Source organism: Nocardia sp. NPDC056000 (assembly GCF_042269265.1).
In the GTDB taxonomy this organism is placed as follows: domain Bacteria; phylum Actinomycetota; class Actinomycetes; order Mycobacteriales; family Mycobacteriaceae; genus Nocardia.
In genome coordinates this window covers 440843-454796 of the sequence record NZ_JBHJXS010000002.1, presented here as the reverse complement: position 1 = coordinate 454796, position 13954 = coordinate 440843, and the positions used below count along the sequence as shown (strand labels likewise).

The 13954-nt window shown below is 68.9% G+C and carries 1 protein-coding gene; it reads right to left on the bottom strand.

The genetic code is table 11. The features are described 5' to 3' along the window. Positions 1 to 270: 270 nt before the first annotated feature. A complete protein-coding gene (locus ACFC4D_RS07010) occupies positions 271 to 13944 on the bottom strand; it encodes an amino acid adenylation domain-containing protein (protein ID WP_376062075.1) in 13674 nt (4557 codons plus the stop codon). Between the last annotated feature and the right edge of the window lie 10 nt (positions 13945 to 13954).

The following is a 13954-nucleotide window of genomic DNA, read 5'->3' as shown; positions in this document are numbered from 1 at the left end:
ATACACCGGTGCCCGACCACCCGAATCATGAAGATGTCCCTCATCCTGTCCGTCGTTGCTCCAACCTCCCCGCGCATCCCGAGGGAAATCGGGAGGGCACGGGTCGTGTTACTCGCCCCAGCTAGACCGGCCGGGGCCCGCAACACCAAGCGCCACGACAGAGGGAGTGGTCACGACCTGCGCCTCGACGCGGGCACCGCGTCGTCAGGGTACCTTCCGGCACACCGAAGACAGGTGTCCACGTCGAAACGGGGTGGTAAGCAGGCAATGCTACGGATGGATCCCCTCTCCATGCTCGGCGAGCCCGCCCAAAGCCTGTACCCACCCCTCGACAAGGCCCTTGACCTGATCGAGTTCGAGCACCGCGCCCGCGAAGTCGAAGCGGGCCAGCAGCCCATCAGCGCTGGTGTCGACGGTGATATCGAGGTAGAGGTCATCGGCGACCGGTTCGGGCAGCACCCGGGCCGGACGCAGATCGCGATAGCGGAAACCGATGCGGCCCTGCGGAAGTCCGGTGAGCACCGCGGCCGCGGCCGGATTCTGCTGCCGCAGCAGACCGAATCCCACACCGTGGGAGGGGACCGCCCGCACGCTGTCCCGCAATTGCGCGATGGCGTATCCGGCGGCCGGTCCGCCGCGGCGCACCTGATCGAAATCCACCCCGGTCAGCGCGGGCACGAACGGGTAGCCGGTGCTGAACGCGCCGACCACCGGATCGCCGGGCGTCCGCGGATCGGCGACCAGTCGCACCACCGAACCGAGCGTGGCGCGCGCCGAAGCGCCCGCGTCATCCCAGAGCGCGACCGCGAACGCCGTGAGCAGGACCTCTTCGAGCGTGGCCCCGTACTGCCGGGCCACCGCGTCCACCGCGGTCGCGCCCGCACCGGTGATCTGCACCGATACCCGCCCGCGTGACTCGTCGGCCACCCGGTCGGGTGCGAGCCCGGCCGGTATCGCCGCCAATGCCGCACGCCACCAGGACAATTCGGCGACCGTCGCCGGTTCGCCCGCCCGGTCCGCGGCATCGTGCGCGAACTCGGCGGGATCGGTGCCCGGTGCACCGCCACCGCCGGCGTGCCCGCCCGACCAGGAATCGGTGAGATCGTCGATGATGATGCGCCACGAGGCGTCATCGACCACCAGGCCGTTGGCGACCACGATGAGCACGGCCACCGGCTGCTCACCCGTATCCGGATCCACGGGTGCGTCCGGTGCCGGGCCCTCGAGCAGGACGAACCGAATATTGCGGCCCTGTTCGGGGTCCAGTTCGGCTGCGGCCGCGTGCACCACGGCCCCGATCGGATCGCCGACCGCCTGCACCGCCGGATCGACCCGCCAGACCGCCGCGTCCGAGGGATTGGACCGCAACGGGATATCCAGCAGCGGGGTGTCCCCGTCGAAGCGCAGTCGCGCCCACAGCGCCGGATGCCGTTCGCGCAGGCTCGCGACCGAGCGCCGCACCCGCGAACCCGAGACGCCCTCCGCGATATCGAGGGCGATGGCCCGCACATGCAATCCGGTCGGCTCCACCTCGAGCAGGCCCATCGCACCCGCGGGCAGCGGTGACACCGTGCTGGTCGCGGTGCGCCGCTCGGCGATGGCGCTGGCCAGTGGGGCCTGCGGCGGTTCCGGTGCGAAGACCGGCAGCACCGTGGTCGCGGTCGGATCGCCCTGGAAGCCCGGTAGCGAGGTGACCACGGGAAGCACCTGGGTGATGGCCCAGTCCGAGACCTCGTCCTCGATCGGCAGCGGTTCCGGTGCGGGCGCGGGTGCGGGACCCCGATCGGCGGCATCGATGAGGGCCGCCAGCTCCGGCCCGATGATCGCGAAAGCCTCGGTGCCGACCATCAGCTGATGGGTGACCGGCACCGGCCGATCGGTGACCGCGCCACCGGTGAACGGCCGCCAGTGCCCCGGCCCGTAGACCGTCTCGCCCGGTCCCCGGAACTCCGCGCGGAACAGTTCGATATCGCCGTCGAAATAGGCGGGCTGATAGGCGGATCCGAGTTCGATGGTGCGCACCGCGCCGCTGTAGATCCGGCGAATCCGCTCCAGCGTCAGCACCGCGAGATCGGGTGGAATCGCGGCCTGCAGGGCGCGCAGCGCGTCATCGCCGAGCTCCTGCAGATCGCCTTCCGGGAAGTCCGTCACGCCGAGCGCGACGAATTCGTCCCGCAGCGCGTCCCGGAAGTCCGACATATCCGCATCCGGGTACGCGTCGAGGATGGCGAGCACATCGGTCCGCTCCCCCTGCGCCCACAGTTCGGTGGCGATGGCCTGCGCCAGGTTGCCTCCCAGCGAATATCCGAGCACCCGGTACGGCCCGTGCGGCTGGATCTCGCGCATCTCGCGCACGTATCGCCGCGCCACCTCGGTCAGCGATTCCGGCCAGTAGCCGAGCTCGGTGAGCGCCGGTGACTGCAGTCCGAGAATCGGCTGATCCTCGGGCAGGTACTGCGCCAATCCCGCATAGCACCAGGACATTCCGGCCATGGGCGGGGCGCAGAACAGCGGCGTCCGGGTACCGGTGCCGCGAATCGGCAGCACCACGCCGAGCGCGGTATCGGCCGCACTGGCATCGCCGCCGTCGAATTCCGCGGCGATCCGCGCGCCCAGTCCCGCGACGGTCGGATCGGTGAAGAACCACGCGACCATGACCTGCGCGCCGGTCACCTTGCGCAACCGGCTCACCACCTGGCTGGCCAGCAGCGAGGTGCCGCCGAGCGAGAAGAAGTCGTCATCGCGCCCGGCCCGTTCCACGCCGAGCACCTCGGCGAAGACGGCGGCGACGGACTCCTCGAGCGCGGTGACGGGCGCGCGGTATTCCCGCTGTGCCAGTTCGGGTTCCGGCAGCGCCTTGCGGTCGAGCTTGCCGACCGGGGTGAGCGGAAGCTCGTCCAGCACCACGATGGCCGCGGGGACCATATGCGCGGGCAGGCTGGCCGCGGCGAACTCGGTCAGTTCCCGCGGTTTGGGCGAACTGCCGGGCACGCCGAGCACATAGGAGACCAGAACCGTTGCCCCGGCGGCGTTCTCGCGGCCCAGGGTGACCACGAACTCGACATCCTCGTGCCGTCCGATGACCGCGTCGATCTCACCGAGTTCGATACGGAAGCCGCGGATCTTGACCTGGAAGTCGGTGCGCCCGACATAGTCGAGTTCCCACTTCGGCTGCGCCCCATGCTGATCGGCGGGATCCGCGTACCAGCGGACCACATCGCCGGTGCGGTACATGCGCGCACCCGGCTTGCCCCAGGGATTGGCGACGAAGCGCTCCGAGGTGAGCGCACTGCGATTGCGGTACCCGCGCGCGAGCGCGCCACCGGCCAGATACAGCTCACCCGCTACCCCCGGCGGCACCGGGTTCAGCCGCGCGTCCAGCACCAGCGCCGACATCCCGTGCACCGGTGTGCCGATGGTGATCTGCCGCCCCGGCCGCAATTGCGAATAGGTGGCGATAATGGTGGCCTCGGTCGGCCCGAACGCATTGTGATAGACGCGTCCGGACGCCCATTTCTCCTGTAGCTCAGGCGTTGTCACCTCACCGCCGACGCACATGGTGCGCAGCCCGTCCAGATCGGCCGGATCCAGGGTGCCGAGCACCGCCGGGGTGAACACCGCGTGATCGACGTCCTCGGCCCGGATCAGCTCGGCGAGTTCGGGACCGCCCATGATCTCCGACGGCGCGATCACCAGGGTCGCGCCGGTGGAGAACGCCGAAACCCATTCCAGCACCGAGGGATCGAAACTCGGCGAGCAATTGTGCAGCGACCGGTCGCCCGGCCGCACACCGTAGCGTTCGGCCGTGTACTCGGCGAGCCCGCCCAGTCCGGCATGAGTCACGGTGACGCCCTTGGGCATACCGGTGGAACCGGAGGTGTAGATGACGTACGCCGGATGCCGCAGGCGCAGCGGCGTGCGCCGATCCAGATCGGTCACCGGTTCCGCGGACTGCGCCAGGCAGCGCCCGTCCACCGCCGCGTCGTCGAGGCAGAGCCACTCCACCTCGCCGGGCAGTCCGTCGAGCTGCGCGAAACCTGTAATGCCCAGCACCACACCGGAATCGGTGATCATATGCCGCACCCGGTCCGCCGGATAGGCCGGATCGACGGGTACGTGCGCACCACCGGCCTTGGCGATGGCCAGCACCGCCGCCACCATCTCGAACGAGCGCGGGAAGGCCACCGCGACCAGCTGTTCCGGGCCGACGCCGCGTTCGATCAGCACCCGCGCCAATTGCGAGGTGTAATCGTCGAGTTCGCCGTAGCTGATCGAATGACCGCGATAGCGAATGGCGGTGCGCTCGCGCCCCAGTGCCACGCCCGCGGTGAACAGATCCGGCAGCAGCGCCGTCGCGGTCACCTCGTCATCGTGGACGTGCGTGAGCAGTTCGTACTCGGTTCCGCTCAGCAGCGGCAGATCCCCGACCGCGGTATCGCCGCCGTGCGTGACGGCGTCGAGCAGTCGCACGAAGCGCCGCGCGAACTCCTGCACCGTATCGCGATCGAAAAGGTCACGCGCATAGGTGAATACCGCGTCCATCCCGGAATCGTCCGAGCTCTCCCGCACGGTCAGCGAGAGGTCGAACTGCGAGGTCTCGACGCCGGAATCCAGTGCGCCGATGCGCAATCCGGGTAGTTCGAAGGTGCTGTCCTGCAAATTCTCGAAGGCCAGCAGCACCTGGAACAGCGGATTGCGGGCCTGTGAGCGCTCCGGATTGAGCAGTTCCACCAGCCGCTCGAACGGCACGTCCGCGTGCGCGAACGCCGCCAGATCGGTTTCCTTGGTCTGCGCGAGCAGTTCGGCGAAGCTCAGCCGCCCGGAGACCTGGGTGCGCAAAACCAGTGTGTTGACGAACATTCCGATCATGTCGTCCAGCTCGGCCGCGCCGCGACCGGCCACCGGGGTGCCGATGGCGATATCCTCGGTCCCGCTCATACGAGCCAGGAAGATCGCCAGCGCGGTGTGCACCACCATGAACGGCGTCGCGTGCCGGGCCCGCGCCAGCGCCCGCAGCCGCTGTTGCAGATCGGCGTCGATGCGGAACATCACCTGCCCGCCCGCGAACGACTGGCGCGGCGGCCGGGGCCGATCCGCGGGCAGATTCAGCTCGTCCGGCAGTCCGGCGAGGGTGCGCCGCCAATAGTCGCCCTGCGCCGAGATCAGGCTGTCCGGATCGGCTTCGGTGCCCAGTACCGCGCGCTGCCACAGCGTGTAATCGATGTACTGCACCGGCAGCGGCTGCCACAGCGGCGCGTGCCCCTGTGTCCGGGCGAGGTACGCGGTCATCACATCGCGGGCCAGCGGCCCCATGGACCAGCCGTCCGCGCTGATGTGATGCGCCACGAACAGCACCACGTGCTCGGGTTCGCGGGAGACCGAATCGACGCGGAACAACTTGGCCCGCAACGGAACTTCGGAGGTGACGTCGAATCCGGTGGTCAGCTCGGCGGTCACCCGCGCCAGCAGGGCGGCCGGATCGACCAGCTCCGGCTCCAGATCCGGTGCGGCCTGTTCGGCGGGCAGCACCACCTGGTGGGCGATACCGTCCGCCTCCGGATACACCGTGCGCAGCGATTCGTGCCGCGCCACCACATCGCGCACGGCCAGCGCCAGCGCGCCGGTGTCGAGTTCACCGTGCAACCGCAGTGCGGCAGGCACGTTGTACGCCGAATTGGCGGTATCGAGCTGATTCACGAACCACATGCGCTGCTGTGCCAGTGAGAGCGGAATCAGTTCCGGCCGCTCCTGCGCGACCAGCGGAATCCGCCCGCCGACGCCTTCCTGGGTCGCCAGGAACGCGGCCAGCGTCAGTACCGTGGTGGTCTCGAAGACCGCGCGCACCGGAACCCGGGTGTCCAGGGCCGCGCCGAGCCGCGCCACCAGCTGGGTGGCGATCAGGGAATTGCCGCCCAGCTCGAAGAAGTCGTCATCGCGGCCGACCTGTGCCACGCCGAGCAGTTCGGCGAACACCCCGGCCACCGTCTCTTCGAGAGGTGTTGCGGGCGCACGGTATTCGCGCTGTCCCAGCTCGGGTTCCGGCAGCGCCGCGCGATCGAGTTTGCCGACCGGCGTCAGCGGAATCTCATCGAGCAGCACGATCGCCGACGGCACCATATGCGCGGGCAGATACCGGCTCGCGTACTCGCGCAGTCCGGCCTCGTCGACCGAGCGCGCGAGCACATATGCAACCAATATCGTTGCGCCCGCGGCATTCTGCCGTCCGAGCGTGACCGCGAAATCGACATCGTCATGTCCGCCGAGCACCGCGTCGATCTCGCCGAGTTCGATCCGGTAGCCGCGAATCTTCACCTGGAAATCGGTGCGCCCCAGGTACTCCAGTTCCCAGCCGTCGCCGACCGGCACCCAGCGCACCAGATCACCGCTGCGGTACATCCGCGTCCCCGGGCCGCCCCACGGGCAGGCCACGAAACGCTCACTCGTGAGTCCCGCCCGCCCGCGATAGCCGCGCGCCAGTGCCGCACCGGCGAGGTAGAGCTCACCCGCGACACCCGGCGGCACCGGCCGCAGGCGCTCGTCCAGCACCAGCGCGGAAATACCGGGAATCGGTGCGCCGATGGTGATTCGGCTGTCGGCGTCGAGTTCCACGTACGACGAGCCGATGGTGACCTCGGTCGGCCCGTAGCTGTTCAGGTACCGGCGGCCGCTCGACCACTTCGCGATCAGTTCCGCACTGGTCGACTCGCCGCCGGTGCCGACCAGCACCAGATCGTCGAGTCCGATCGGATCGATGGTGCCCAGCATGCCCGGCGTCACCATGATGTGCGTGACCCGTTCGACGCGCAGCAGTTCGCTCAGCTCCGCACCGCCCAGCACACCCGGCGGCACGATGACCAGCGTCGCCCCGGTGGAGAAGGGGTACAGCCACTCCTCCACGGACTGGTCGAAACTCGGTGAGCAGACGTGCAGGAAGCGGTGTTCCGCCGTCACACCGCAGAGGTCGACACCGTGCTCGACGAACGCGCCGAGACCGGCGTGGGTGACGCTGACGCCCTTGGGCAGACCCGTCGAACCCGAGGTGTAGATCAGATAGGCGATATGCCCCGGCCGCAGTGCCGCGACCCGGTCCGCATCGGTGACCGGCGCGGCCGATTCCGCCGCGTACTCGGCCACCACCGCGGGATCGTCCAGGGCCAGCCAGTCCAGATCCCCGGGTAGCTCGGCCGCGAACTCACCGAGCGTGAAGCCGACCACCGCACCGGAATCGGTGACCATATGCCGGATGCGGTCGATCGGATAGCCCGGATCCACCGGCACATAGGCGGCACCCGACTTCGCCACCGCCCAGACCGCGGCGATCATGTCGTATGATCGGCTCATGGCAAGTGCCACAACGGCTTCCGGTCCGACCCCGCGCGCGATCAGCACGCGCGCCAGGCGCGACGAATAATCGTCCAGTTCACCGTAGGTGTACGACTGTCCCGCCGAGCGCACCGCGATCCGGTCCCGGCCCAGCGCCACACCCTTGGTCAGCAGGTCCGGCAGCAGGGCCGAGGAGCCCGCGGCCGCCTCGGAACTCCGTGTCAGCCACTCGTATTCGCCGTCGTCGAGCATCGGCAGCTCACCCACCGGCAGCTCCGGCGTCCGGGTCACGGCCGCCAGCAGCCGGGTGAACCGCCGCGCGAACATGCGCACCGTCACGGCGTCGAACAGATACGTGGCATAGCTGAACGAGGCCGAAATCCCCTGCGGCACTCCGCCTTCGACCACCTCCACCAGGGTCAGGTCGAGGTCGAACTTGGTGACCGGCAGATCCATTTCGACCGCCGCCACCGACATCCCCGGCAGCGACAGTTCCGCCCGCGCCAGATTCTGCAAGGTGAGCGAGACCTGGAACAGCGGATGCCGGGCCTGAGAGCGCGGCGGATCCAGCAGTTCCACAATCCGTTCGAACGGCACGTCGGCGTGCTCGAAGGCCGCCAGATCGGTCCGCCGCACCGCCGCGAGCAATTCGGCGAATCCGGCGGCCGGGTCCACGTCGGCACGCAGCACCAGCGTATTGACGAACATGCCGATCAGATCGTCCAATTCGGCCGCGCCACGGCCCGCGATCGGCGCGCCGATGGCGATATCTCGGGTACCCGAGAGCCGGGCCAGGAGCACGGCGAGCGCCGCGTGCAACACCATGAACAGGGTCGCGTTGCGCTCCTGCGTCATTCGATGCAGACCGGCGTGCACGTCGGCGTCGATCTCGAAGGTCACCAGGCCGCCCGCGCTGCTCGCCACGGCGGGCCGGGGCCGATCGGCGGGCAACTCCAGCTGATCCGGCAATCCGGCCAGGCCATTGCGCCAGAACTCCAGCTGCCGGGCCAGCAGCGATCCGGAATCGTGTTCGTCGCCGAGGATTTCGCGCTGCCACAGCGCGTAATCGGCGTACTGCACCGCCAGCGGCGTCCATTCCGGCGCGTACCCCTGAATCCGGCTCAGATACGCCGTCATCAGATCCCGGGTCAGCGGTCCGGCCGAGAAGCCGTCGCCCGCGATGTGGTGCACCACGCACACCAGCACGTGATCGTCGGTTCCCAAGCGCAGCAGGCGCACTCGCAGCGGCGGCGCGATCGTCACATCGAAACCCGCCATCGCGGTCTCGGCCACGGCCGCCACCACGGTCTCCGCGCGCACGTCCACCATCGGAATGGCGGGCACGGCCTCGGGATCATCGACATCGAGCACCACCTGATGCCCGACGCCGTCGTATTCGGGATACACGGTCCGCAGCACTTCGTGCCGCTGCACCAGATCCCGGACCGCCGCGCGCAGGGCCGTGACATCCAGCGGTCCGGTGATGCGCAGCGCCGAGGGCAGGTTGTAGGTGCCCGCGGCGGTGTCGAAGCGGTTCAGGAACCACATGCGCTGCTGCGCGTACGACAGCGGAATCGAGTCCGGCCGCTCCATCGGGCGCAATGGCGCGTACGACGAATCACCCTGTGCGGCAATCAATTCCGCCAGACCGGCGACGGTCGGCGCATCGAACAGCGCGCGCAGCGGCACCCGTGCGCCCAGCGCTCCGCCGAGCCGCGCCACCACCTGCGTGGCGCTGAGCGAATTGCCGCCGAGCTCGAAGAAGTCGTCATCCGCGCCGACGGTCGGCGTTCCCAGCACGGTGGAGAACACCTCCGCCACCGCGCGTTCGGCGCGAGAGCCGGGCGCACGATACGCGCGACCCTGGAACTCGGGCTCCGGCAGCGCCTTACGATCCAGCTTGCCGCTGGCATTGAGCGGCATGGCGGCCAACCGCACCACCGCCGACGGCACCATGTACGACGGCAGCGTGCCCCGCACATGTGCGAGCAATTCCGAATCCGCCACCGCGGCAGCGTCTTCCAGCACAATGTAGGCGACCAGTCGATCACCGGTGGCTCCGCGCACCAGCGCGACAGCGGCGCGATGCACGCCGGGATACCCCAGCAGCACCGTCTCGATCTCGCCGAGTTCGATGCGCTGTCCGCGCAGCTTCACCTGGAAATCACTGCGCCCCAGGTACTCCAGCGCATGCCCGTCCACGGCCGGGTCCACGATCCACCGCACCACATCACCGGTGCGATACAGCCGCTGCCCGCCGTCATGTGCGACGAACCGCTCCGCGGTGAGTCCCGGCGCACCCGCGTAGCCGCGCGCCAACTGCACCCCGGCCACGTACAGCTCACCGGCCGCGCCGAACGGCACCGGCCGCAACTGCCGATCCAGCACGTGCACGCGGGTGTTCGCGACCGGAGCACCGATCGGAACGGCAACGCCCGCAACATCTTCGGCATGGAACGCGGTGACCACGGTGGCTTCCGCCGGGCCGTACCAGTTGACGAGTTCGGTACCCGGCAGCGCACTCGCGAAATTGCGCGCGGTCTGCGCGGACAGCGCTTCACCGGCGGCGAACACCCAGCGCAGCGATGCCTGCTCGGCGGCGGGACCATCGAGGTAGGCCTCCAGCATGGACGGCACGAAATGCACCGAGGTGACGCCGTATTCACGAATCGTCCGGGCGATGTACGCCGGATCCCGATGCCCGTCCGGTGCGGCGATGACCACCGCGGCACCGGTCTGCAACGGCCAGAACAACTCCCACGTGGAGATGTCGAAGGTGATGGGCGTCTTGTGCAGCACCACGTCCCCGGCACCGTGCGGATAGTTCCGCTGCGCCCAGCGGAACTGGTTCGCCATCTGCCGATGCGTGATCACCACGCCCTTGGGACGACCGGTCGATCCGGAGGTGTAGATCACGTAGGCCGCGTTGTCCGGTCGCACCGGCGCACTGCCGAAGTACTCGATCGCACTCGCACCGGCCAGCGCGTCCACCAGGAAAAGCGGTACCCCGGAAGCGGTTTCGAACCCGTCCTCGGTGCGGGTCAGCACACACACCGGTGCCGCGCTCGCGAGCACGTACTCATTGCGCTCGGCCGGATGATCCGGATCGACGGGCACATACGCGCCACCGGCGCGCAGCACCGCGTAGATCGCCACCACCAGGTCGATACCGCGCCGCATGGCAACGGCCACCCGCGATTCCGGCCCCACCCCGCGCAGCGCCAGCTCCCGGGCCAGCCGCCGTGAACGTGCATCCAGCTCGGTATACGTCAATGTGGTTTGCTCGAATATCACCGCGATGGCGTCGGGGGTCCGCGCGGCCTGCGCGTCGAACAGCGTCAGCAGCGTCGAATCATCCAGCAGCTCAGCCACTTCGGTGGCATTGACCGCGTCGAGGGCGGCCCGCTCCCGATCGATGAGCGCGTCCACCTCGGCGACCCGCACCCGCGGCACGGTCCCGAATCGCTCCAGCAGCAGTGCGAAGCGCTGCGCCAGCACCCGGATCTCGTTCTCGTCGAACAGATCCCGCAGATATTTGAGATTCACCCGCAGCGCACTGCCCGGTGTCACCATGACGGTGATCGGATAGTGCGTGCCATTGGCCGCCTCGGTGCCGAGCAGTCCCACCTCGTCGATGGGCCGGGCGGCGGCGTCCAGCGCCTCGGCGTCGACCGGGAAGGATGCGAAGACAATGAGCGAATCGAAGATCCCGTCGACACCGGCGATTTCCTGAATCTCGCCGAGCGCCAGGTAGTGGTGATCCAGCAGTGCGGCCTGTTCGTCCTGCAACCGGCGCAGCACCTCGATGAGGGTGTCCCCGGCGGCCAGCCGCACACGGACCGGAATGGCGTTGAGGAACAGTCCGACCATGGTTTCGATACCGGTCAACTGCGGCGGGCGACCCGAGACGGTCGCACCGAACACCACATCGTCGCGATCGGTGGTCCGCCCGATCAGCAAACCCCAGGCGGCCTGCACGATGGTGTTCACCGTGACCCCGGCCTCGGCGGCGACCCGCGCCAGCGCGGCGGTTTCCTCGGCCTCCAGCTCGAATCCGAGTTCGCCTATGCCCGAGGTGATCTCGCGCGATCGATCGACGGCCGCCAGCGGCGTCGGCTCGTCGAAGCCCGCCAGCGCCGCCCGCCAGGCGGCCCGTGCGGCCTCCTGATCCTGCGCCGCCAGCCAGGCCAGATAGTCGCGATAGGAGCGCGGCGGCGGCAGCTCCCCGGTATCCCCGCCGAACGCGTAGAGCGCGAACATATCCTGCATGAGCAGCGGCATCGACCAGCCGTCCAGCAGAATGTGATGGCTGGTGACCCACACCCGGAACCGCTCGGGTCCGGTGCGCACCAGCGTGAACCGCAGTAGCGGCCCGGCCGTCATATCGAAATGCCCGGCCAGATCGGCGGCCATCATCCAATCGGTCTTGGCACTGGGCTCGTACGGCTCGCTGTCGCCGAGATCCAAGTAGCGCCAGGGCACTTCGACGTCGTCGAGTACTACCTGGATCGGCTCCCGGTTCGCGTCCTCGGCGAAGACCACGCGCAGATTCACATGCCGGTCCAGCAGCGCCTGCGCGACGGTGTGCAGTCGCTCGATATCGATCGCGCCGCCGAGATCCACGCTGAACTGCGTCATGTACGCGTCCACCGACGATTCGGCCAGTTGCGCGTGGAACAGCATGCCCGACTGCAACGGTGTCAGCGGCCAGACATCCGACATGGTCGGATACCGCTGCCGTAGTCGTTCCAGCTCACCCGCGCCGAGCCGCACCAGCGGTCCGGTCACCGGCTCCGGCACCGCCGCGGATTCCGCTGCGACGGTGGCGATTTCGGACAGCGCCGCGATCGTGCGCGCGGCGAACAGATCCTTGGCCTTGAAGAGCACACCGAGCGCCCGCGCCCGAGACACGATCTGAATGGAGGTGATGCTGTCCAGACCGAGAGCGAAGAAATCGTCGTCCAGGCCGACCCGCGCCACCGGCAGCACCTGCGCCAGCACCTCGGCGATGGTCCGCTGCACGGCGGTCTCCGGCGCGCGATACGCGTTCGCCTCGAATACCGGCGGCGGCAGCGCCGCCCGATCCAGTTTGCCCACCGGTGTCAGCGGAATCCGGTCCAGCACCGTGATGGCGCCCGGCACCATATGCGCGGGCAACCGGCTCTCGGCCAGCACGGTCAGCTCGTCCGCCTGTCCGGCAGTGAGCGCGGGGCCGTGCGCGTAGGACACCAGAACCGTTGCCCCGCTGGGCAATTCATGCCCCAAGGTAACCGCGAAATCGACGTCCGGATGCTCGGCGAGCACCGCGTCGATCTCCTCCAGCTCGATCCGCAGGCCGCGAATCTTCACCTGGAAGTCATTGCGCCCCAGATACTCCAGTTCGCCATCGGCGTCCCACCGCACCAGGTCCCCGGTGCGGTACAGCCGCGACCCGCCGCCCTCGAACGGATTGGCCACGAACCGCGCGGCCGTCAGCTCCGGACGGCGCAGGTATCCGCGTGCCAGCAACGCTCCGGCTACGTACAGCTCACCGGGCTCCCCCGGCGCGACTTCGCGCAATCGCTCATCGAGCACATGCACGGACGCGCCCCGAATGGCCGCACCGATGGTCACCGGCCGATCCGGCAGCAACTCGGCGCAATTGGACCAAATGGTGGTTTCGGTGGGGCCGTAGCCGTTCAGCAGCCGCCGCTGTCCGTCCGCGATCGGAGCCGCCCAGCGCCGCACCAGTTCCGGCGGGCACGCCTCACCGGCGGCCAGCACCACGCGCAGCTCATCGAGCCCGCTCGGATCGATCGAGGCCAGCACCGACGGCGTGATCACCGCATGGCTCACCGCCTCGCGCGCCAGTAGCGCGCCGAGATCATCGCCGCCGTAGACCTCCGGCGCGGCCACCACCAGTGTGGCCGCCGATCCGATGGCCATCAGCAGTTCGAACACCGAGGCGTCGAAGGACGGCGAAGCCACCTGCAGCACCCGCGATTCCGGCGTGAGGCCGAATCGTTCGCGCTGTTCGGCGCAGAGTCCCGCCAGTCCGGCGTGCGTCACCACCACGCCCTTGGGCAGGCCGGTGGACCCCGAGGTGTAGATCGCATAGGCCGGATGCTCCCCCCGAAGCGGCCGGACTCGATCGGAGTTGATCACCATATCGGCCGGGAAACCGTGCGCCCGATCGGCGAATTCGGGATCGTCCAGGGCCAGCCAGCGCACCGAATCCGGCAGCGCCGCGCGCTTCTCGGCGATCGTCAGCCCGAGCACCGCGCGCGAATCGCGGACCATGTGCAGCACCCGATCGGCCGGATAGTTCGGATCCACCGGCACGAATCCCGCACCGGCCTTCGCGACCGCCCAGATCGCGATCACCGCCTGCACCGATCGCGGAATGGCGATCGCGACCAGGCTTTCCGGTCCCACGCCGCGGTCGATCAGCAAGCGCGCCAGCCGGTTCGAACGCTCATCGAGCTCGGCATAGCTGAGCTGCGCGTACGTCTGCTCGGCCGCGCCGAATACCAGCGCCGTCCCGTGCGGGTTCATCTCCACGGCCGCGGTGATGAGCTGCGGGAGAGTGGTCGTGCGCGACCGCCGATGTCGGCTGGGCCGTGTGCGAAGCGTATGGGTCATGCCAGCTCCA